Source organism: Exiguobacterium sp. ERU653 (assembly GCF_018617775.1).
Classification (GTDB): Bacteria; Bacillota; Bacilli; order Exiguobacteriales; family Exiguobacteriaceae; genus Exiguobacterium; species Exiguobacterium marinum.
Genome location: NZ_JACSKV010000005.1, coordinates 35,253 through 55,628, shown reverse-complemented (window position 1 = coordinate 55,628; position 20,376 = coordinate 35,253). Strand labels below are relative to the sequence as shown.

25 protein-coding genes are annotated in these 20,376 nt (G+C 49.5%); 22 read left to right on the top strand and 3 right to left on the bottom strand.

The window, feature by feature from the left end:
- From KNO95_RS13460 to KNO95_RS13380, 17 genes are all read left to right on the top strand, one after another.
- Positions 1 to 2,364, top strand: a complete 2,364-nt coding sequence (locus tag KNO95_RS13460) for a VirD4-like conjugal transfer protein, CD1115 family (RefSeq protein WP_214879347.1) — start codon at positions 1 to 3, stop codon at positions 2,362 to 2,364.
- Between the two features lie 16 nt (positions 2,365 to 2,380).
- Positions 2,381 to 2,623, top strand: a complete 243-nt coding sequence (locus tag KNO95_RS13455; RefSeq protein ID WP_012390470.1) for a hypothetical protein — start codon at positions 2,381 to 2,383, stop codon at positions 2,621 to 2,623.
- 16 nt (positions 2,624 to 2,639) lie between these two features.
- Positions 2,640 to 3,056, top strand: coding sequence for a hypothetical protein (locus tag KNO95_RS13450; protein ID WP_138858520.1), 417 nt, complete (start codon positions 2,640 to 2,642; stop codon positions 3,054 to 3,056).
- Positions 3,057 to 3,071: 15 nt separating this feature from the next.
- Positions 3,072 to 5,033, top strand: coding sequence for a pLS20_p028 family conjugation system transmembrane protein (locus tag KNO95_RS13445; RefSeq protein WP_214879344.1), 1,962 nt, complete (start codon positions 3,072 to 3,074; stop codon positions 5,031 to 5,033).
- Between the two features lie 6 nt (positions 5,034 to 5,039).
- Positions 5,040 to 5,339: a DUF5592 family protein gene (locus tag KNO95_RS13440; RefSeq protein WP_115336761.1), complete on the top strand. Its 300-nt coding sequence runs from the start codon at positions 5,040 to 5,042 to the stop codon at positions 5,337 to 5,339.
- A gap of 1 nt (position 5,340) precedes the next feature.
- Positions 5,341 to 5,961, top strand: a complete 621-nt coding sequence (locus KNO95_RS13435; protein ID WP_214879343.1) for a hypothetical protein — start codon at positions 5,341 to 5,343, stop codon at positions 5,959 to 5,961.
- Between the two features lie 17 nt (positions 5,962 to 5,978).
- Positions 5,979 to 7,931 carry a VirB4 family type IV secretion system protein gene (locus tag KNO95_RS13430; protein ID WP_214879341.1) on the top strand — a complete coding sequence of 651 codons (1,953 nt, stop codon included), beginning with the start codon at positions 5,979 to 5,981 and terminating at the stop codon, positions 7,929 to 7,931.
- Complete coding sequence (locus KNO95_RS13425) at positions 7,931 to 9,037, top strand: lysozyme family protein (RefSeq protein WP_214879340.1); 1,107 nt, start codon at positions 7,931 to 7,933, stop codon at positions 9,035 to 9,037. Before KNO95_RS13430 ends, KNO95_RS13425 begins: the two co-directional genes overlap by 1 nt.
- A gap of 30 nt (positions 9,038 to 9,067) precedes the next feature.
- Entirely contained in the window at positions 9,068 to 9,646 is a 579-nt protein-coding gene (locus KNO95_RS13420; protein WP_214879339.1) for a hypothetical protein, read from the top strand.
- On the top strand, positions 9,647 to 10,486 hold the full coding sequence (locus tag KNO95_RS13415; RefSeq protein ID WP_214879338.1) for a hypothetical protein: 840 nt from the start codon (positions 9,647 to 9,649) through the stop codon (positions 10,484 to 10,486).
- Between the two features lie 192 nt (positions 10,487 to 10,678).
- On the top strand, positions 10,679 to 10,930 hold the full coding sequence (locus KNO95_RS13410; protein WP_214879337.1) for a hypothetical protein: 252 nt from the start codon (positions 10,679 to 10,681) through the stop codon (positions 10,928 to 10,930).
- Complete coding sequence (gene mobP2, locus KNO95_RS13405; RefSeq protein WP_214879336.1) at positions 10,923 to 12,077, top strand: MobP2 family relaxase; 1,155 nt, start codon at positions 10,923 to 10,925, stop codon at positions 12,075 to 12,077. The genes KNO95_RS13410 and mobP2 overlap by 8 nt, the downstream gene beginning before the upstream one ends.
- A 9-nt stretch (positions 12,078 to 12,086) precedes the next feature.
- A complete protein-coding gene (locus KNO95_RS13400) occupies positions 12,087 to 12,536 on the top strand; it encodes a hypothetical protein (RefSeq protein ID WP_214879335.1) in 450 nt (149 codons plus the stop codon).
- Positions 12,537 to 12,541: 5 nt separating this feature from the next.
- Positions 12,542 to 12,829, top strand: coding sequence for a hypothetical protein (locus KNO95_RS13395; protein WP_214879333.1), 288 nt, complete (start codon positions 12,542 to 12,544; stop codon positions 12,827 to 12,829).
- A gap of 4 nt (positions 12,830 to 12,833) precedes the next feature.
- Positions 12,834 to 14,267, top strand: a complete 1,434-nt coding sequence (locus KNO95_RS13390) for an ArdC-like ssDNA-binding domain-containing protein (RefSeq protein ID WP_214879331.1) — start codon at positions 12,834 to 12,836, stop codon at positions 14,265 to 14,267.
- 188 nt (positions 14,268 to 14,455) lie between these two features.
- Complete coding sequence (locus tag KNO95_RS13385) at positions 14,456 to 14,662, top strand: helix-turn-helix transcriptional regulator (RefSeq protein ID WP_214879329.1); 207 nt, start codon at positions 14,456 to 14,458, stop codon at positions 14,660 to 14,662.
- 2 nt (positions 14,663 to 14,664) lie between these two features.
- Complete coding sequence (locus tag KNO95_RS13380; protein ID WP_214879327.1) at positions 14,665 to 15,054, top strand: hypothetical protein; 390 nt, start codon at positions 14,665 to 14,667, stop codon at positions 15,052 to 15,054.
- 517 nt (positions 15,055 to 15,571) lie between these two features.
- Here KNO95_RS13380 and KNO95_RS13375 read toward each other — a convergent pair.
- Complete coding sequence (locus KNO95_RS13375; protein ID WP_214879325.1) at positions 15,572 to 16,336, bottom strand: putative immunity/bacteriocin fusion bifunctional protein; 765 nt, start codon at positions 16,334 to 16,336, stop codon at positions 15,572 to 15,574.
- A 334-nt stretch (positions 16,337 to 16,670) separates the two neighbouring features.
- Here KNO95_RS13375 and KNO95_RS13370 point away from each other — a divergent pair, with 334 nt between their 5' ends.
- Positions 16,671 to 17,237 carry a hypothetical protein gene (locus KNO95_RS13370; protein WP_214879322.1) on the top strand — a complete coding sequence of 189 codons (567 nt, stop codon included), beginning with the start codon at positions 16,671 to 16,673 and terminating at the stop codon, positions 17,235 to 17,237.
- A 64-nt stretch (positions 17,238 to 17,301) separates the two neighbouring features.
- Here KNO95_RS13370 and KNO95_RS13365 read toward each other — a convergent pair whose 3' ends face one another.
- On the bottom strand, positions 17,302 to 17,730 hold the full coding sequence (locus KNO95_RS13365) for an OsmC family protein (protein WP_214879320.1): 429 nt from the start codon (positions 17,728 to 17,730) through the stop codon (positions 17,302 to 17,304).
- Between the two features lie 245 nt (positions 17,731 to 17,975).
- On the opposite strand from KNO95_RS13365, the gene KNO95_RS13360 reads away from it, so the two are divergent.
- The 3 genes from KNO95_RS13360 to KNO95_RS13350 all read left to right on the top strand — a co-directional run bounded on the left by KNO95_RS13360 (position 17,976) and on the right by KNO95_RS13350 (position 19,349).
- Positions 17,976 to 18,491 (top strand): peroxiredoxin family protein, encoded by a 516-nt coding sequence (locus KNO95_RS13360; RefSeq protein WP_214879317.1) that lies wholly within the window; start codon positions 17,976 to 17,978, stop codon positions 18,489 to 18,491.
- 101 nt (positions 18,492 to 18,592) lie between these two features.
- Positions 18,593 to 19,015, top strand: a complete 423-nt coding sequence (locus KNO95_RS13355) for a DUF1440 domain-containing protein (protein WP_214879316.1) — start codon at positions 18,593 to 18,595, stop codon at positions 19,013 to 19,015.
- A 13-nt stretch (positions 19,016 to 19,028) separates the two neighbouring features.
- The gene (locus KNO95_RS13350; protein ID WP_214879314.1) at positions 19,029 to 19,349 is read left to right on the top strand and encodes a thioredoxin family protein; all 321 of its coding nucleotides are present in this window, start codon (positions 19,029 to 19,031) and stop codon (positions 19,347 to 19,349) included.
- A 13-nt stretch (positions 19,350 to 19,362) separates the two neighbouring features.
- Here KNO95_RS13350 and KNO95_RS13345 read toward each other — a convergent pair whose 3' ends face one another.
- Positions 19,363 to 19,608 (bottom strand): glutaredoxin family protein, encoded by a 246-nt coding sequence (locus tag KNO95_RS13345; protein ID WP_214879312.1) that lies wholly within the window; start codon positions 19,606 to 19,608, stop codon positions 19,363 to 19,365.
- An 83-nt stretch (positions 19,609 to 19,691) separates the two neighbouring features.
- Between KNO95_RS13345 and KNO95_RS13340 the strand changes: the two genes are divergently transcribed.
- Positions 19,692 to 20,372 (top strand): Crp/Fnr family transcriptional regulator, encoded by a 681-nt coding sequence (locus tag KNO95_RS13340; protein ID WP_214879310.1) that lies wholly within the window; start codon positions 19,692 to 19,694, stop codon positions 20,370 to 20,372.
- Positions 20,373 to 20,376 lie beyond the last annotated feature (4 nt).

Genomic DNA, 20,376 nt, shown 5'->3' with positions numbered 1-20,376 from the left:
TTGAGAACTCAGTCTCTATCACCACGATTCCCGATACGTCTGATCTTCCCCGCCCTGTTCTGCCTGTTGGTGGTGCCGGCCGGGATTTTTTATCTGCTGAACGGGGTCTACAACATTATTCGACAAATCATGACCCCAATCGTACAAGATGGGCTGTTGGCCGGAGCGACGATTCCGGCGCTCTCACCCTCCTTGTTCTTGGAGGTGAGTCTCCCCTCTTCGACCGTCTTGATCGGACTGGTGGTGTTCAGTCTGTTCATCGGATTGGTCGTGTTCGGCAAGGTATGGCTGAACTTCCGGGATCTTCGGAAGAATCAGAAAGGGAGCGCCCGCTTCACCTCATTCGATGAATTGAAGCAACAGTACCGTCGTGTCCCGGACCGGAAGAAGCGCTATGACGGATTGGGTGGTGTCCCCGTCGGACGGGTCAAGAACGAGCTGTTCATCGATGATTCGCCCGTCAACAACCTTGTCATCGGGACGACCCGTTCCGGGAAGGGCGAGACGTTCGTTTTCTCGACAATCGACCTATACAGCCGGGCAAGTGACCAGGCCAGCCTGATCATCAACGACCCGAAAGGCGAACTTTTCGCCGCTTCGAAGGAGACGCTCGAGCAACGCGGCTATCAGGTCGAGGTGTTGAACCTGATGAACCCGCTCCAATCGATGTCGTACAACCTGTTGCAACTGACGATTGACGCATTCCTCGAGGAGAACTATTCGCTCGCCCAACAGTATGCACGATCGGTCGCCTTCATGTTGTACCATGACCCGAAGGCGCGGGACCCGTTCTGGGCCAACTCGTCGATCGACCTGTGTACGGCGCTCATCCTCGGACTCTGTGAGGAGGCGAAGGACACACCGGAGAAGATCAACATGTACAACGTCGCGCTCATGCTCTCGGACCTCGGTTCCCGGACGGTGGTCACGCGACAAGGACAGGAAATCTCCGCGCTCGACGAGTTCTTTCAGCGATTCCCGGAGAACCATCCCGCCCGACTCCAGTTCGCGACGCTCCACTTCTCCGGTGGCCAGACACGGGCGAGTATCTTAGCCAATACGAATGCGAAACTCGGGATCTTCACGTTGAACGGGACCGGGAAGCTGACGTCGATGAACTCGCTCGACATGCGACGCATCGGATTCAACCGCTGGATCAGTGGACGGACTGAACCTTTGACACGACTCACGTTCACGTTTCCCGATGGGACGACCCATGCGCTCACGACAGACGACGATGGCAGCTTCATCGTGTACCACGCGTCGTCACTTAGAACCGGAGACGCCGTTCAAATCTCGACCGACTCAAGCACTGCGACGATCCAGCTAGAAGCGCATGACGAGGAGAGTGGACGTTTCCGTTACGCAATAGATGAGATGATACAGATTCGTGAGGTGATGCACCAGCTCCGTCCTGTGGCGGTGTTCCTCATCGTCCCAGACTATGACCCGACATTCAACGTCATCGCGTCGCTCTACATCAAACAGGTATACACGGCGCTCGCCCGGGTCGCCTCGCAGACGAAACAAGGCAAATGCGAGCGCCAAGTCGTCTTCTTACTCGATGAGTTCGGCAACATGCCACCAATCGAGGGTATGGCGAACATCATCACGGTCTGTCTCGGGCGCAACATGCGCTTCAACCTCGTGATCCAGGCCTACTCTCAGCTCGAGAACCTATACGGTGAGGATTGGAAGACGATCGACGGCAACTGCGGGAACACACACTATCTGTTGACCGCGGACGAGTCGACCGCCGAACTAATCTCGAAGAAGCTCGGTGAGGCGACCATCGTCACGAAATCGCGGTCCGGTCAGACGTTCTCGCTCAAAAAATCGAAGACGGAGAATGTGGACGGCCGCCGGCTCATGACAGCGACCGAGGTCATGGGACTTAAAGAGGGCGAGATGCTCATCATCCGTGTCATCAAGCGTCAGGACACGAAGAAACGACGTATCCAGTCGTATCCAATCTTCCTGAGCGGCAAGACGGCGATGAAATATCGTTACGAATACCTGGCGGACGACTTCGACACGAACCGCTCCCTGCATGACATCGACATCCCATGCCGTCACGCCGGTCTCGACTTCGAACAAATCCGTATCCGTTTCGCGAAGCAAGAAGACGAAACGGATATCAATATTCCATCGAATCAGGAAGATAAGTCCTTGACGGTACGAGATGTGCTGCAGGACAGCATCCTCCGCTCGATGTTCGAAGGACATGACATCGGCGGGATGTCCCTCCCCGAGTTCGAGACGAATCTGAACCTAGAAGTTTACGACGTCACCGACAGCCAGAAGAGCTTTTTGAGCACGATGATTGCAAAGCGACTCGAGAAACTGAAGCAAGGTACACCGTAGAGAGGAGGCCGAACCCATGGCCGAGAGTGCGAGAGAGAAGCGAATCCAGAACGAATTGCGTGTCGTCGCGAGGATCATCGAGACGCAACGCGTCCGCCTCGAACGGGGCGACGTGCTCAATATCCAAACGACCGATGGCTTTCTGACCGTCTATCAGGACGACACCTCAGACACCCCGAAAACTGTTACACTAATAGATAAGTTCGACTTCCGCGTCAACTTAAAAGTCGCGGATCTATTGAAGGGGAAAATCGTCTGACGGAGGGGTAAACGTTATGAGGAAACTACTTGCGGGTACTTTAGGAATCAGCTTGTTTTTACTTGGAGCTTGCTCAAATTCCAATGAGTCTTTGGTTCAACGTGATATTGAACACGTTGAGAAGGTCATGACAGCCGAAGAGGATGATTATTTGCTGATTGTAAAAGAAGAAGATGGTGAATTCGAAGAGTTCGTTGAATTCGTAAAAGAGGTAGCGAACGAAGAGAGTCAACAAGTCACGCTCTATAATACGTTTCAGCCAGATGGCGAGGAACTTGTCGATCGTGGTAACTTTGAATACACTGACGAACTAAAAGGTGCCGTTCTATACTCGATTCAAGATGGAAACGTCACAGATGAAATCAATGTTGGAATGTTGACGGCGGATAATTACGAACAACAGTTAGCAGACTTCTTTACTAGGACTCAGTAGATTGGGGGTCTTTCAATGGCTGATTCCGATTTAATCACCAAATTACAGGAATACGAAGATGTACTCCAAATAAGTAGTATGGTCAATGACGCACTGCGCTCAATGGGATGGATTCTTGTCAGAGGACTATCAGTCTTGATTGACGGCCTTGAATCAATCACGAATCAAATCCTATTAACCAATACATTCTTCAATAATGAACAAGTGGTTGAATTCGTTCTTACGATTCAACCTTTTTTGTATGTTCTTTTAGCAGGAAGTTTCTTGTTCACTGGGTACTTGTTGATTTTCCAAAAGAAATTTGAACGTGAGAGTTTTTTGATCAACCTGTTCATCACACTATTGATCTTAGGTTTACTTTCACCAACTATGAGCCGAATTCAGGAGTTCTCTGATGAGGCAATCGCAGAAATCGGAACAGACTCGCTTTACGACGGAGAAGCCTCATTATCTGAGAGTATCTTAAAGCGGAATGTACATGATTTGATTGAGCACGATTCGAAGAATTTTGATGCTAATACAGGCGAATCATTAAATGCCATTCCGACTGAGTTGATTGATAATATCCGAATTAATGAAATTTTCGACAAGAACAACTATGACTTATCGGCAACCGGAAACAAATTGGCCGAGTCCTATATTCTATGGAACGGAAAAGAGACAAGTCTCGGTAAACTCGATCAAAGTGGCGTCGAATGGAACAACCAGTATTACTACCGCTATCAGCCGAACTGGTTGACCATCTTCGTGACACTCGGAATCATGGGCTTCACGCTGTTCTCGATCGCCTACAAACTGGCTCGTCTCTCGTTCGAGCTTGCCTTCAACTATGTCTTGGCAATCCTCGTCGCACCGGCCGATCTGCACAGTGGTCAAAAGACGAAAAAGGTCATCCAAAGCATTTTGAACACGTTCCTCGTGATCATTCTGATCTTCGTCTCCATCAAATTGTACACGATCGGGACCCCCTATCTCGCAGAGACGTTGGACGGGTTCGCCTACCTGATCGCCCTCATCGCCTTCTCGGTCGCATTGATCGATGGGCCAAACATGGTCGAGCGGCTGTTTGGGATCGATGCCGGGCTTAAACGGGGCTGGGGTGTCGCCCTCGGTGCCTATGCCGCCGGGAAAGGCGTGACCTCGGTAAGTGCCCACGCGGTCTCAAAGGTCGCACGTGCCACACAAGGCGCACCGAAGATGCCATCGCTCCATGAGGCCGCGACGACTCGGATGGATTCAAACTCCGTTCCTCAGAATGGTTCACCGCTTAATGCGGCGAGCCAAACTCCACAAAGGATGGACAATGAGCGACAGATTGATGCGAATGAGTTCGCCCAGGCGAATCAAACCGCCAGTCGCACGCAGGCCGATCAAGAGAATCCGACAATTCCGAAGGACGTTGCGCAACCAATCAGTGGTCAAGAATCAGAACCGGAATCGCAAGGCTCTACACACGTGAAGGAAGCGGCAGGTCGCACGTCTCCCGAATCGATTCATGCGACGAACCCGGAATCGAATACCGAACGTGGACCCGACCATCAAACCAGGTCATCAGAGACGCCAAGACCGGAATCGATTCGCGACCATTCAAGTTCTGGTCATTCTCCAGTCCCTGCTTCGTCGACTATCGAACCGGTTACCGGGTCCATTGATGCCGTGTCTGGACCAGACCACCGTCACAACGAATCGGTAGCCCGAAACGACGTGACGTCACCGACACCTTATGAGGCACCACATTCAAATGACTCATCCTCGTCTTCATCATCAACGATGGATTCGAGTGATGCGGCAACAGCGAAACATCAAGGACGCGCCCGACGGACCATCCATCAAGACACCGTGCTCGACGTCGAGACCGAGGTCATTGAACAGGTGCGTGAGAATCATACGCACCGTCATAGCCAGAATCATGAAGAAACGCGACGGATTTATCCGACCTCGCCGCCTAAACCTGACAACATCAAGAAGAAGGAGTGATGACCTATGCGCAACTACCGAATCCCGAACGAGGTCACGACCGAGCTCAAGATCAACAAGATGCTCTATCTGCATGACTTCCTGTTCCTCGTCGGGCTCATCGTGCTCCGGCTCGTGACGCTCCCGTTCATCCCGTCGATGCTGCACATCCCGTTCACGGTCTTCCTCGTCGTCTTCGGGCTGTTCATGGTACTCCGGCCGGCGACGAACCCGCAGAAGCGGATGGTCCACGCGCTCTATTACACGCTCATAAAACGGAAAGACACCTATATCGCGCTCGATGCGCAGACGAAAGGACGTGATTGAGATGGCTTTCATTGAAGACACGCTAAGGGAACCGAGACGCACAGGCACCTGGCTCGACGAACAGGACGTGGTCGAGAAACGGAAGGTCAAAGACAAGGTCGTCGTCAAACCGACGGTCGCCGAACTGATGCCGATCGTCGACATCACCGGTACCGAGGCTTTCGAGATGCGGGATGGGACCTATCTCGACATGGTCCAACTCACCTCAAAGGACATCTACTCCTTGAATGAGGAGGAAAAAGACCATGACGTGTTCTCACTTGCCTATCTTCTGCAGGCGTACAAGCATCCGCTCAAGGTCGTGCCACTGAACACACCGCTCGGTCTCGAACGGCAGAAGATCAGCATCGAGCGACAGATTCGACAAAATCAGACACCGGCCTACCTGCCCTTCTTACTAAAGAAGAAGCAGGAGCTTGAATACCTCGAGGAGCATCGCACCAATCGCGATTATCTCCTCTTTTTTTATGCCGATGACGAGCGGACGCTACGGGAACGGAAGACACACCTCTATAAACTGCTCCGCCGCTCGAACCCGATGCGCGAGCTGACGCTCGACCAGAAGGTGCATGTGCTCTATCAATTGAACAACCCGAACACGAAACCGCAACTCGACGCCTGAAGAAAGGATTGACGTATATGTGGCAACGCCTGCGTGACAAGTTATCCAAACAACAGGACCCAGAGACCGTCAAGATTGAAAAAGGCTACAATCCCGACGTCATCGCCAAGATCCAGCCGCAGGGCGGCATCCGGTTTGAGGCCAACTTCATCCGGCTCGGCGACGGCTATTTGTCGTGCCTCCACGTCTATAAATATCAGTCGCTCGTCTACGACTACTGGCTCGAACCGATTCTGAACATGCCGGGCGTTTTGACGACGCTCGACATCGGGACGGCCGACAAGCGCGAGATCATCCAGACCATCAACAAGTCGATGGCCGAACAGAACACACGCTTCGAGAACGCAAAGGACAACATCGACCGCATCGACGCCCGGGAGACGTATAAGGAACTGAACGAGCTCTACGAACAGATCACCCAGGGCGAGACGATGAAATATCTGCACCTTCGCCTCTATGTGAAGGCGAAGACGCTCGACGCGCTCGAGGTGAAGGTGCAGGAAGTGATGGAGGAGCTCGAGGCCCGGAACTTCCGCTCGACGATCTTCCTGAACGAACAGGAATGGGAGTGGCAGAGCCTGTTCACGAGCTATGACCAACAACAGAGACTGCCGAACCGGCGACGTGGGAAAGAGATCCCTTCCCTCTCCATCGCTGGCGGCTATCCGTTCCACTTCACGTCGCTCCAGGACGCGACCGGGACGTATTACGGGATGACCGACACGAACGGTAGCGTCATCTTCGACCTGTTCCATAAGGACAAACAACGCAAGTTCTATAACGCGCTCATGATCGGCAAAATGGGCTCTGGCAAATCGACACTTCTCAAGAAGACCGTGCTCGACCAGGCGATCAAGGGCAACAAGATCCGCATCCTCGACGTCACGGGCGAATTCTCCGATCTCGTGCTTCAGCTCGGCGGGAAAGAGATCGCGCTCGACGGGTCGGCCGGGCTCATCAACCCGCTCCATGTCTATAAGACCGTGACGAACAATGACGGGAGCGCCAACGAGGCACTCTCGTTCATGCAACATCTCTCGAAGATGGCCGTGTTCTATCACTACATCAACCCGGCGGCAACGCAGGAAGAGACGAACGAGTTCGAGATCCTGCTTCGGGATCTGTACGTCCGGCACGGGCTCTGGGACGAACAGGGCGAACTGCCGATCACGACGCATCCGGCGAACCGGTACCCGACGTTCTCCGACTTCTTGATGCTTGTTCGTCGTGAGCTTTACACGGACGACACGCGCACGTCGATCAAAGAAGCAATCAGCCCGAACCGGGTCCGACGTCTCGAGAACATCGAGCTCGCCGTCACGAACCTCGTTCATAACTATGGCAACATCTTCGACGGCCACTCCTCCATCGACCGGTTCGACGAGGAGCTCATCGTCTCGTTCCCGCTCCGAAACCTCACAAGCCTCCGCGACGAGGTGTTCCAGGCGCAGGTGTTCTCGCTCATGAACATGCTGTGGGACGGGATGATCGCCAACGGATCGGATCAACTGAAGGCCTATAACCAGGGCGTGCTCCGGACCGAGGAGGCATGCAAGTACCTCATCGTCATCGATGAGGCGCACCATTTGATCAACACGCGCGACATCGCACAACCCGCCATCCTGTATCTACAACGTTGCATGCGCGAGGCGCGCAAGTATTTCGGCGGCATCTTCTTCGTGTCGCATCTGATCACCGACTTCGTGCCGGCCGGATCGAAGTCCGAGAACGCGGAGAACGTCAAATCGCTCTTCCAGTTGACGCAGTACAAGATCATCGGCGAACAGGACGCAGAGAGCATCCCGATCATCCAGACGGTGTTTGATGGCCAACTCTCAAATTCCGAGATGCGCATCATCCCCTCGCTCGAGACGGGGCGTGTCGTCCTCAGTATCTCGGGCGTGCAGAACCTCATCTTTGACGTCGACGTCGCGCCCGAGGAACTCGCTTTGTTCGGTGGGGGTGCCTGATGTGGGCGGCCGCGAAACGGACGGCCCGCTTCGCCGTCACAGCGAAATGGCAGCTCGCGACGCTCAAGTGGCGACTCATCCTGCTCGGGATTTCGATACTCGTGTTGTTCCTGGTCATCCTCGTTATCGGAATCCTCGACACGCTCACAGGTGTCCAGAACGAACAACCGACCGATGTCACGTTCGATACGGCCCGTGGTCTCCAAGTGAGCGACCAGGTGCTCCAATATCGGGGCTTGGTCGAATCGGAACTGTCGAAGCACGGACTGGCCGAACAGACGAACCTCGTACTCGCGCTCATGATGCAGGAGAGCGGCGGGCGCGGGAACGACCCGATGCAGGCGAGCGAATCGAAGTGTGGACGGATCGGGTGCATCACCTCCCCCGAGGAGAGCATCGTCTACGGAGTCGAACATTTCGCCTCCGTCTTCGAACGGGCGAACCGTGACGTGCAGCTCACGCTACAGAGTTACAACTTCGGAGGCGGCTTTATTGACTATGTCCAGGAGAACGGAGGACGGTACTCGAAAGAACTCGTCATCTCGTTCTCGCAGATGATGTTCCAACGCGTGAAACACACCGGCATCTATCGTTGTCATCGCCCGAGCGCGGTCCAGCACGGTGCCTGTTACGGGGACATCGAGTATGTCGATGCGGTGTTGAAATACCTCGCGCCGGTCGCCGTCGCCGATGGGGTCATCACGAAAGAACTGTTGTCGGGGTTACATTCCCCGCTCGCCATCCCACTCAACGTGACATCGCGTTTCGGGTGGCGCGTCGTCTTCGGACAACGGGACAACCACACCGGTATCGACTTCAGTTGCACCCCGTCCGACACGATCCACGCGGTCAAGAGCGGCACCGTCATCTATAGCGGGAACCGCGGACCGTATGGCAATCTCGTCCAAGTCCGACACGACAACTACATCACGTCGTACGCGCACCTGAGTCGTCTCGGCGTCCAGACCGGGCAACAGATCAACGCTGGGCAGGCGCTCGGGTACTGCGGCACGACAGGCCGATCGAGCGGGAACCATCTGCATTTCGAGATCAAGACGAGCGAATGGTCCGGTCATATCGACCCCGCCCCGGTCTTCGGATTTTGAGTCATGGATGTATGGAAAGGAGGAGGAAGAATGAACTTCACCGCACGTCACCTCGCGTATCTGTTCGGGGTACTGCTTCTTATTTCACTCGCGGCGAACGCCTTTTTCTATCAACAAGCGACGGCTGTGACGAGGACTTCAGACCCTAGTGAGACGAAAAATGAGAGCGTCACTTCCCTTGAATCGGCAACCTCCGAAGAGTCGTCGGCGGACACTGAACAAGTCGTCACATCGACAGAGACGGAACGAATGGAGGAGCTGACGACACGCGCGACGCGCTTCGTCGAGTACGCCTTCACCATCACGAAGGACAGTTACACGACCCAGAAACGACAGGCGAAGGACGTCATGTCGGAGGAACTCGCGGCCACGCTCTTCGCCGCTTACGGCAGTGACGTCGGCACGTTCGAGACGACCGTCCGCGACATCGAGGTGTTCCCTTCTGTCTCCGGAGAAGATTGCCTCGTCCAGTTCGAACAGCACCTGTTGATCACCGAGACGGGTTATGAAGAGACGACGCGAGAACTGTTGGCCCTGACGTTCGAGTCCATCGAAGGACGTTTGGTCGTCACTGAAATGGAAGACCTGACACCTGAAGGAGGAATCTAGATGCGACGACAAACACGACGGCGTCTCACCCAGAACGTCTCCCGGTTCTACCTCGTACTCGGCGTATTCTTTGTCGTCGGCTTCCTCTTTTTCGGTACCTCGTCGTTCTTCTTCGCCGAGGAGGCACCGGTCAATGAGACGCCGATCAACGAGGCAATCCGTCTCTCGAACGGGGAGACCGTGACGCTCCACGCGTCCAGTTACGATACGGAGGCCAAGACAATACGCATCCGACTCTCGCTCGATGAAGCACCAGGTAACACGAACGATCATCTCTTCCGCTATGTCTATAAGGCACGTCCGGATTCCGAGAAGGAAGTCATGGTGCTGTACGAACGTAACGACCAATACGTGCTCGAATTGAAGGACGTGCCGAGAGACTTCGACCAGCTCGCCGTCCGAATCTATGGGGTAGACGAGTCACAATCAATCGACACACTCACATCCGAGGAACGTGAGAACAGTCTTTTGACGTCCCTCTATGCCGACCGCCGGACCATCGAACAGGCGAACCACAGTTCATCTGACGAGACAACTTTCGCGCGACTATTCGTCGAGGACGCGCTCGCGGGGACCGAGAAACAGTTGAAGACGGCGCAACAATCGGTCGAAGCGCAGCGGCAAAAAATCAAACGGCTCGACCGTGACAAAGAGGAACTCGAATGCGAACTTCCCTACCTCTCGCTCGACGAACAGGTCGAACAGGAGAACGAAATTTTCGACCTTGGCCGAAAGCGTGAGGAGCTCAATCTGGAGCTTGAGAAACTCGAACAGTCGGTCCAAGCGCTCGAAGAAAAGCACGACAAACTGCGCGTCCGGCTCCGGGAACTGTCGATTTAAGTGGCACATTTCGTGCCAAATCGCTGGTTTTACTGGCACATTTCGTGCCATTTTCGGACTTTTGGTGATATCACGGAAACCCCAGGCTCTGCCTGGGCTATCACGACAAGTGATAGCAGTTTCTCCTTATGCTCTTTGAACGGTTATTTCGAACGTTGGCAATAAGTAGCCTCTAGAAAGGTGGTCAGGCAGATGGATCTGTTACTCCGCGACATCGACCCCGTCATCGTGAAGCAGATCGATGAATGGGCGAAAGAACACGACCGCTCCCGGCAACAATATTTGAAAGAACTGCTCGCCTCCTGGTGCGCGAACGGCATCCAATCGACGCAGGTCGAGCGTCTCGAACGACAGCTCGAGGCGAACACGCTCCACTTGAAACGGAGTGCGGACGAGCTCGCCGAGGTGACCCGGTTGTTGAGCGAGGTGATGCAGGATGCGTGAGATGCCGGGGGTCGTCATCAAGTCGAAGTTCAAGGTACCGGGCACGAAAAAGAAGTCGCGTCGGTACACGACGTACCTCGACTACATCAATCGTCCGGACGCGAAAGATAGCCGCGAACAGTTCGAGACGTATCACGACTATATGGAAGACGAGACGAAGTCGAGCGGTCTGTTCACACGTGAGGACGACCGCTTGAACGACGAAAAGCGCCGCGCCGTCCGCAACATCTTCAAGCAAGCGCAAGAGAACGGGAGTATCCTCTGGCAGGACGTTATCTCGTTCAATAACGCCTGGCTACGCGAGACCGGTGTGCTCCACGACGACCTCATCGACGAGAAACGGTTGATCCAGGCGACACGGAACGCAGTCGATTCGATGCTCCAAAAAGAAAAGATGGTCCACGCCTACTGGACCGGTGCAGTGCATTACAACACCGACAATATCCACATTCATGTCGCCATCGTCGAGACGAGCCACATGCGCGAGCGCGGCAAACGCAAACCGAAATCAATCGAGCTGATGAAGTCGAAGGTCATCCATTCCCTCGCTGACCGGACGAAAGAACAGGAGAAGCTGAACGCGTTCATAAGAGACGAACTGGTCGCCCATAAACGGAACCGGAAGATTCCAACGCTCCCGAACCGTGTCCTGCATCCCGAACTCGTCCGTCAATTCAAAGACATCTATAAACGATTGCCGGAAGACAAACGTCAATGGCGCTACAACATGAACGGGATGCAACCGCTCCGTGAGTCGCTCGACCGTCTGACCGACCGCTATATCGACATTCACTTCAAATCAGAGTTCCAAGCCTTCAACGAACAGCTTGAACAGGAAGTGTCGTTCCATCGTCGTAGCTACGGCGACAGGGAGAAGGCCGAGCGGTACCGGACGACGAAGCGACAGGACCTCTACACCAGGATGGGGAATGCCATCCTCTCCGAGATGCGTGAACTGGCGAAAGAGCAACACGTGAATGAGAAGAGTGAACCTATCAAACATCCGGTCCGACGTGCGTTCAAACAACAAAAAATCTTCAAGGAATCACTCTACCGGATCGAGCGGCATATGAACGACGAGTTCGAACACCTGAAGAATCAACGTGCTTTCGAACAGCTGGAACGGGACATCGAATATGGAAAGTGAGGGAGGACGATGGAAGAGTTGAGACAGATCCGCCTCCGATTGAAGCCGGAGACGGTCGCCTATTTGGAAGAGTTCGCCGACGACAAACGCTTCGGTCACCTCGGTCAGGTCATCGACCATATCGCAGACGAGCATAAACAACTGGCCGACGAGAAATGGGACATGCAGTTCCTCATCCGCTCAATTAGCACGCAGGTATCCCGTCATATAGAGGAGATGATGAATGAACAGGTTTCAACGGAACTTGAGCGAATTCGGCTCGCCGCGAACCGCTCTGATCGGCACGGACAGATCCTGACAGAGCTCTTACAGGCGCTCATGCAGACCGAGGGCATCGAGGACATCATGACGACGGACCAATTCAAACCGACGTTCCTCGAGACGGCGGAACGTGTCGTCCAGGAACGCATCGAACACCAAAAACAGAAGAAGGACACACTAACTTTTGAGAGAGGATGAACCTTATGCGACCACTTGACCGTCCCTTTACGATGGGACAACTGTTGACACTTCAACAGAAAACTGTCTCGGTCCTCATCTATGGAAAGCGGTACGAAATTCCGATATCCATAGATGAGCATCAGCTTTTAACCGCCATTGCAGAAGACGAGATCGTCTTGCTTCCCGTCAATTTCGAACGGACACGGCTGTTACTCGATATCCCGGAAACGTCGCCACAACTTGAACATGAACTGAACGAATTTGCGGATAGTGATGAATCTGTCACCGACTTGTTGAAGGAAGGAGTCTGACACGATGGCCAAGATGAAGACGAACGAAGAACGGAAAGCCGATCTCGAGGCCTTGACGGAACAAATGGGGAAACAGATCGACAGCTACTTCGAGAGTCCGGAGAAAATTCGGGAACATCTCCAGTTTCTCGGCAAGTTTCATCAGTACTCGATGCGAAACGCAATCTTGATCGAGTCCCAATTCCCCGGAGCAGTCGCGGTCGGCTCTTATCTGTTCTGGGAGAAGCAAGGCGCACAGGTTCAAAAAGGTGAACGTGGCATCAAAGTATTCGTCCCAAGTCCAGTGACTTACGCCCTGAATAAAGATGAGTGGGTGCCGCTCAGCAAGGCACCGAAGCCAATCAAAGACGGCGTGACACAAGGACGCATCCCGTCACGTAAGATGATGTACTTCAAAATCGGTCATGTGTTCGAGTACACGCAGACCGACGCACGCGAGAAAGGAATCGAGGTCTCGGACATCTTCAAACGGTATCACCGGGACGGCGGGCTCGAGAACGAACAAGACATCCGTGACGCCTTGACGACGCTCGCGGATGCCCGGAATGTGACGCTATTGGATGAAGCGATCGACGAGATCGGGACGGCGAAGGGTTGTTACTATCCGGAACTGCATGCGATCGCCTTGAACCCGCGGAACAAATCGATTGAGGACATTAGCGTCCTGATCCATGAGCTCGCCCACGCAGAGCTACACAACCAGGAGCGGAACTTTGAGCGGAACAAACCACTCACGGCACCCGAGAAGGAGTTCCAAGCCGAGATGGTCGCCTACGTCGTCTCGCATCAGCTCGGGTTTCCGACGGACGATTTCTCACTGTCTTACTTGGCCGGTTGGACGAAGGACAAAGAGCTACTCGATAAGGAAAAATTGTTGCAGGAGGTCCATCAAACATCGGTGGCTTTTATCGACCATATCGAATCACACTTGGAGAAGGCACACACCTTGCAACATGAGAAAGAACAGAGCCCGCTCAATTACCTCGAACAGCTGGAGCGGCGTATGGGGTGGAAAGACGCTGACCTCAATCTCTACGAACGGGTGCATGCCGTACAGCGTGTGTTTCCCGAGGAAATCGAGAACTATCTGAATGCAAAAGCGACCCTCGAGACGAACCTGAAGGTAGATCGTGTCGATGAGCCGCTCATGTATATTCACGATAAAGGGTTCGGATTCCAGTCATTCGGTGTCGCCAACAATCATGACTTCAGTGAAGATGTACTCGTTGTCTACACTCTCGCACTACCCAATCAGCCATTGATTAGCGGTCATTTGGATCCCGAAAACACAGTCCACCCATTACACGATTTAGAAAAGAACAATAAAGTGGAAAAGCCACTTCTAAAATCGCTTGAAGATTGTTGGCATGATGTACTACTTGAAAAAAAGAAGTACCTCTCTGAACCCACGATGCTTAATATTGAAAGACTAATATAGGTTTTAGAAGGTATGAACTTAACTTAAAAGCTCATACCTTTATTACATAATCAATCGAATGAAAAATAGATTCAAAAAATTTTGCTCATCATATAAAAAGGTAAAGTTTTCTTTACATTAGAGCTTTTATCACTTACGATATATGTAAAGATATATTTACTTATTGATTTCCGGGAAGTAGGGATGAAATGCCGGTAAAAAACAATATCCAACAAATACGTAAAGAAAGAGGAATTAAGCAAATAAAAATGGCCGAAGACTTACAGGTCACAAGGCAGACATTTACAGCCATTGAAAAAAATAAATACAATCCCAGTTTAGAACTAGCATTAAAAATCATTCAATATTTTAATCTTCCCATCGAAGAAGTTTTTACTTTAGAAGAGGAGGAATGAAAATGAAAAAGAAAAAACATAATTCTTGGATTATCGCTATAGGAGCAGCTAGTGGTTTGATTGGTATGCTTTTCGGAATATACTTCACTGAAGGGTTAGATTGGGCTTCGATTTCAGGAGCTATAACAGGATTTATCTTTCTTTTCCTGATTAATTTTTTCTATGTAAGATCAAAAAAGGATCAAACACCTGAAGTCGATGAACGAACGATAAATAACATAAGGAAGTATTATGCAATTATCGCTAATGTTTTTATAGGAGCTCTTTTTATAATATTATGCATGGTCTCATACATGGGACATGATCAGATTGCAATTTCTTATTTATGGATTTTTGTAATCTCGTATATGTTAATAAGCGGAATGGGTGCTTTTATTGTTTCTCGTAGATAAGAAACATATAATTTATACACTAAAATAAGTTATTAAAAAGGGATTGCAAAAAGTCGCTCCAAACTGAACTGCTTCCCTCTAAGTAAACAGGAAAAAATAGCAAGAATCGGTCTAGGTGGCTTGAGACCTGTATTCGACAGTGCTTAAGCCATTTAGTCGTTTTAGGCAATCGTGGTTGTAAAGAGATATATTGGTCTCAATGGTCGTGTACCGCAATTGTAAACGGATTTGGCTGATCAACCCTCTCTTCTCGATTTCCTCTAACCTTTCTAGAAAATGCTTCTCAGGTTGAATATGTTCGTTGACTCATACTAAGGGCTCTGCTTTAAGAAGCTGGATAATATATAGATTAGAATAGGAAATCTGCATAACACTTCTTCAATATTATAGGACAGAACGCCTCAAAAATCAGAAATTCACAAAAAAGATGAACCAAATCGCTTTATGCAATCTGGTTCATCAATAGCTTAAGGGACCTAAAGAAGTACCTCTTTTAATACTATACACTTAACCATAGTTAACAAATGGCAGTACCCCAAAATAAACTACAAGCATTAGTACAAATACCATATAGTGCTGCTCCAAAAGGTCCTGAAGCAAATGAAGCTACACATCCAGCTCCACAAGCGGCGATACCCGAAAAACTACAAGCAAATTTGTACCAATAGCTGCTTGTATCAACAGCTTTAGCTGAAACTTCTTGTGGTGCAAACCCTTTAGTTTGGTTTTCGTATACACTATAATATGTTGTTCCGTTCTCTAAGTTTCCATTGAGAAAATCTGTGGTATTAAACTCTTGATGAATCATTAATGTCCCATTCTCATCAAAGTCTTTGTACATGACTGTATCTGTGTTCACCTTAACGTAAGTAAGTTTCAAGATTTTTTTGCTATCTTTTTCAATGTGTGCTGTTAAAAGATCATAATTTAATTCTCTCTTCGAGTTCTCAAATAGCGTCGTAATTTGAAGAACATCTCCATTTGCATAGTCATTTTTCCCTAGATTCAGCACTTTGCTTTTTTTAAAGTTAATAGATTTATGGTCCACATTTTTTTCAAAAATCGAACTCTCTTCTAAACCTGTTAATGCTACTCTTTTTTCTTTACCTTGAATTTCGGTATACTCAAGGTTAACTCCTTCGCTACCACATCCACAGTCTTCCTCTAAATTAGATGAAGCCGAGATAGAATTTGGATTTGAGAGCAGTACCAAAATCATGGTAAGTAACATTATCAGTTTAAATTTTTCCCCTTTGAAGAACGACCTAGATAGTTTAGTCAAATCAATCTCCCCTTTTCTATTTTCTGAATTAAACTATATTTGTTAATTCACCTCCTTTTTTTGATTTTTTTTACATATTTAAAGTATTAAATAAGTACTCCTTTTACAACCTAGTATTTTTTTGATAAGAGGAAAAATTGTTCATGCTTCAAGTAACCTTAAATATGACTATTGATTAATTTAAAGTTTATTTAAGTTGAGATGGAGAAATAGGCATGAACTTTCTTAATTATTCATTGTTTATATTTCATTCTCAATCTTTACTGTTATAAAATTAGTAAACTATCTGGCTTGTTGGACGAAAGACAAGGAACTCCTAGACAAGGAAAAATTGTTGCAGGAGGTTCACCAGACGTCTGCGACTTTCCTCGACCATATCGAGTCACACTTGGAGAAGATGCATACGTTAGAGCAAGAGAAAGAACAGAGTCCACTCGAGTATATCGAGCAACTAGATCGGCGTATGGGATGGAAAGACACCGACCTCACACTCTACGAACGGGTGCACGCCGTACAGAGTGTGTTTCCTGAAGAAGTGGAATCCTATCTTAACGTAAAAGCGGCTCTCGAGACGAACCTGAAGGTGGATCGTGTCGATGAGCCGCTCATGTATATTCATGGTAAAGGATTCGAGTTTCAACAGTTCGGTATCGCGAATAGTCATGACTTCAATGACGAAACGCTTGTCGCTTATACGCTAGCGTTACCCAATCAGCCATTGATTAGCGGTCACTTTGATCCTGAAAAAACTGTACATCCATTACATGACTTGGAAAAGAACAATCGATTAGAGAAGCCGACTCTGGAGGCTCTTGAAGAACATTGGCATAACACACTCCTTGAGGATGAAAAAAGTCTATTTTCTAAAAGATCAGCGCCCCTTATTGAACGGCATTTGTGACGTCCTAAAAACGATTTATCCATGAAAAAGGGAGACTCCTTCGCGAAGTCTCCCTTACGTTCATTTAGGCCTTTGACCAATTAGCGACCATCTCAACATCTGCTGCCACCATAGTGGTGTAGATTGGGCAACGAGCATCTACTATTTTTTGTAGTTCTTGGACACGTGCGTCCGTTTCACTCGTGCTCACTTTTGCATCTACAGTGATCTTTTTGAAATATGGTCGGACCGTTTCGTCCCCCATCATCCCTCTCGGGTCGATATCACCTCGTACTTCGAACTCAATCCCTTTTAAATCGAAGTTGATTTCTTTGGCCACAAAGTTGGCGATTGCATTCTCACACCCTGTCAACGAAATCAATAGTGTTGCTAACGGATTGGCACCTTGGTCTGTCCCACCCATGTTCTGTGGTTCGTCGATGATCACCTTATGATTATGAGAATTTCCTTCCGTATACATCCCTTTAGATACAGCTTTGATTTGTTCTACCATGATCAATCACTCCTAAACTTTGATTTAAATCAATACCAAACGCTTGATATTGACCGTACCTTATCATGTTGATAATTCCCACTTCAATTAAAAAGTTCGAGAGTGTAATCTAGCTTACACAACGGGTCTCAATCGAAACAATATAACATGAAGCGAAACATGTGACCTGGCTTACTTCTTTAGATTTGTAAATGTGCTATATATGTTTTTAAATACAATCTACTTATGTGAAGGAGTGCTTCATAATGACAAAAAATCTTGAGTTGTTAGATAGGGTCCCAGAAATAAATCTCTCACAAGTAACCGGAGGCACATTCTCATTGAACGAGTCAATGTCTCAAAGTGATGATTGGCATTTAATCATCTTTTTCCGTGGTTCTTGGTGCTCGGTCTGTGTGCAAGACTTGAAAGATTTGGAGAGCCAACTAGGATACTTTCAGAAGAAAGGTGTCCGACTCGTTACGATTTCAACTGACCGAACCGAAGACTTGAACAAAATGGTCGACGAGCACACGCTTAGTTTCCCGGTCCTACATGAAGATTCGCTTCGGACGTTGATGGATTACGGAGTCAAGTATCACGGTCCTGATGCGCCATATAACGATCATGGCGAACATGGTGAACCTGCTTATTTCCTCATCGACAAGCACGGACGCCTTTTATATCAACAAATCCAGACGAGTCCCTTTGGACGTCCTACTGCGACCGAACTTCGAAAAATCATTCAATACATCAAAAAGAATTTCAAATTAAGTGAGTGACGGCGCTTTGAGGCGCCACTCACTTAATTGTAAGGTTGGTTACAGAATCAAGAATCAGTTTAAGGTACGCTAACGATATCAACATAAAAGGAGTGAGAAAGATGAAGCGCAACGTGGTCAACGGTGTGATCGGCGGAATCGTTGGAGGAATCTTATTTGGTTTATTGATGCAGATGATGGGGATGATTGGGGCGATTGCCGGGATGGTCGGAAGCGAGAGTCTCGTTGTAGGTTGGCTGATCCATATGATGATTAGTGTCATCTTTGGTGTCACATTCGGTTTGGGACATTTGGTCATCCCGAATATTTGGACTCTGGCGGTCTTATTCGGGATTGGTATCTGGATCGTGGGTCCACTTGTCATCATGCCGCTCATGATGGGAATGGGTACAAATCTTGCAATCGCTCTCGCACCAGAGCAATTGATGAGTCTTGCCACACACCTGTTCTTCTCATTCATCTTAGCGATTGTCTTCAAGTTTCGAACTGAGAAAAAAACCGCACCTAAAGCAGCGGTCCGCTAATGGAGGAAGAGAAATGAATATCACAACCGAACAGCAATTCAACCAGCTCATTTCGTCGAATGAGTATACAATCATCAAATTTTATACGAACTGGTGCCCTGACTGTAGACGCCTTGACGCCTTTATGCCAGATGTCAACTCGACGTTAGGTGATGTCCCATTACACACTCTCAACAAGGACGAACTACCTACGCTGTCCGATCGTGAACAAGTAATGGGTATTCCAAGCCTCCTCGTTTATAAAAACGGTGAAAAAATCGGGCACCTGCATAGCGCGAACGCAAAGACCCCAGGTCAAGTCACAGAGTTCCTAGCCACATATGTCACATCATGAAAAAAGGGAGTGATCACTCCCTTTTGTTCGTTTCCGCCACTAGCCGATCAAGTTCGTCCCATAACGCCTCACCTGTGAAAACCTTATCCCGGTTCACGAGTGTCGGGGTCACAAGTTCTCGATTCAATTCAATCAGTTCCTCGATATGACGATGATCCTCGAATAGATTTTTCTCAGTGAAAGGAATCGCTAATTCATTCACTCGCAGTCTGACACGGTGACAGCGCGAACAACCATCGATTGTATACAGTCGGATCATGAGGCCTTCCCCCTTTTTTTCATCATATCGTTTACAATCATAAAAGACAGTAAGACAAATTACATGAGAGAGAGGCGTAACAAATGGACAAATTGATGTTACTCTCACACATCAGCTTATTCGATGAGCTACCAATGAATGAATTGAAAGTCATCGACGAGATGAGTCAGATGCGACCTGTCAAAAGAGGGACGCTTATCGTTTCTCCAGAGGCCCCGATCCCTGCGCTATTTTTATTGAAGGAAGGGCAGGTTCGGCTCTATCGCATGAATCAGCATGGTAAACAGTTCACTGTCGATATTTTGACGAGCGGCAATATTTTCGGGGAAACAGCGACACTCTCCTTGACCGATGACGACCTATATGCAGAAGCGATGACCGACACGTACCTGTGCACCATCGGGATCCAAGAGTTTGAACAGTTCATCGAGAAAAATCCTAAAATCGCATTGAAACTGATCAATATTTTGTCTGCACGACTCAAAGAAGTATATGCACTCAGTGAAAAAATCGCATTGAGCGATGTAAAATATCGTATCCTATTCCTACTTCTCAAATTGAGTGAGAAGAGCGGAGAACGTCAAAAAGAATGGCAGACGATCAACATGAGACTGACCCATGCCGATATTGCTGCAATGGTCGGTACGACCCGAGAGACGACAAGCATCATCATGTCTAATCTGAAGAAAGACGGGTATATCAAGAAGGGGATTCGCCTGTCCATCCATGCGGACAAGGTTTATCAAGCCCTAGATGAATTGTAGGAGG

Bases quoted from the DNA above. Each gene is read 5' to 3' on its own strand.
- KNO95_RS13395 (WP_214879333.1), top strand. From the start codon at position 12,542: ATGCGACCACTTGACCGTCCCTTTACGATGGGACAACTGTTGACACTT.
- KNO95_RS13340 (WP_214879310.1), top strand. From the start codon at position 19,692: ATGGACAAATTGATGTTACTCTCACACATCAGCTTATTCGATGAGCTA.
- KNO95_RS13440 (WP_115336761.1), top strand. From the start codon at position 5,040: ATGCGCAACTACCGAATCCCGAACGAGGTCACGACCGAGCTCAAGATC.
- KNO95_RS13415 (WP_214879338.1), top strand. From the start codon at position 9,647: ATGCGACGACAAACACGACGGCGTCTCACCCAGAACGTCTCCCGGTTC.
- KNO95_RS13420 (WP_214879339.1), top strand. From the start codon at position 9,068: ATGAACTTCACCGCACGTCACCTCGCGTATCTGTTCGGGGTACTGCTT.
- mobP2 (WP_214879336.1), top strand. From the start codon at position 10,923: ATGCGTGAGATGCCGGGGGTCGTCATCAAGTCGAAGTTCAAGGTACCG.
- KNO95_RS13355 (WP_214879316.1), top strand. From the start codon at position 18,593: ATGAAGCGCAACGTGGTCAACGGTGTGATCGGCGGAATCGTTGGAGGA.
- KNO95_RS13430 (WP_214879341.1), top strand. From the start codon at position 5,979: ATGTGGCAACGCCTGCGTGACAAGTTATCCAAACAACAGGACCCAGAG.
- KNO95_RS13345 (WP_214879312.1), bottom strand. From the start codon at position 19,608: ATGATCCGACTGTATACAATCGATGGTTGTTCGCGCTGTCACCGTGTC.
- KNO95_RS13450 (WP_138858520.1), top strand. From the start codon at position 2,640: ATGAGGAAACTACTTGCGGGTACTTTAGGAATCAGCTTGTTTTTACTT.
- KNO95_RS13445 (WP_214879344.1), top strand. From the start codon at position 3,072: ATGGCTGATTCCGATTTAATCACCAAATTACAGGAATACGAAGATGTA.
- KNO95_RS13380 (WP_214879327.1), top strand. From the start codon at position 14,665: ATGAAAAAGAAAAAACATAATTCTTGGATTATCGCTATAGGAGCAGCT.
- KNO95_RS13390 (WP_214879331.1), top strand. From the start codon at position 12,834: ATGGCCAAGATGAAGACGAACGAAGAACGGAAAGCCGATCTCGAGGCC.
- KNO95_RS13350 (WP_214879314.1), top strand. From the start codon at position 19,029: ATGAATATCACAACCGAACAGCAATTCAACCAGCTCATTTCGTCGAAT.
- KNO95_RS13455 (WP_012390470.1), top strand. From the start codon at position 2,381: ATGGCCGAGAGTGCGAGAGAGAAGCGAATCCAGAACGAATTGCGTGTC.
- KNO95_RS13360 (WP_214879317.1), top strand. From the start codon at position 17,976: ATGACAAAAAATCTTGAGTTGTTAGATAGGGTCCCAGAAATAAATCTC.
- KNO95_RS13410 (WP_214879337.1), top strand. From the start codon at position 10,679: ATGGATCTGTTACTCCGCGACATCGACCCCGTCATCGTGAAGCAGATC.
- KNO95_RS13435 (WP_214879343.1), top strand. From the start codon at position 5,341: ATGGCTTTCATTGAAGACACGCTAAGGGAACCGAGACGCACAGGCACC.
- KNO95_RS13385 (WP_214879329.1), top strand. From the start codon at position 14,456: ATGCCGGTAAAAAACAATATCCAACAAATACGTAAAGAAAGAGGAATT.
- KNO95_RS13425 (WP_214879340.1), top strand. From the start codon at position 7,931: ATGTGGGCGGCCGCGAAACGGACGGCCCGCTTCGCCGTCACAGCGAAA.
- KNO95_RS13400 (WP_214879335.1), top strand. From the start codon at position 12,087: ATGGAAGAGTTGAGACAGATCCGCCTCCGATTGAAGCCGGAGACGGTC.
- KNO95_RS13365 (WP_214879320.1), bottom strand. From the start codon at position 17,730: ATGGTAGAACAAATCAAAGCTGTATCTAAAGGGATGTATACGGAAGGA.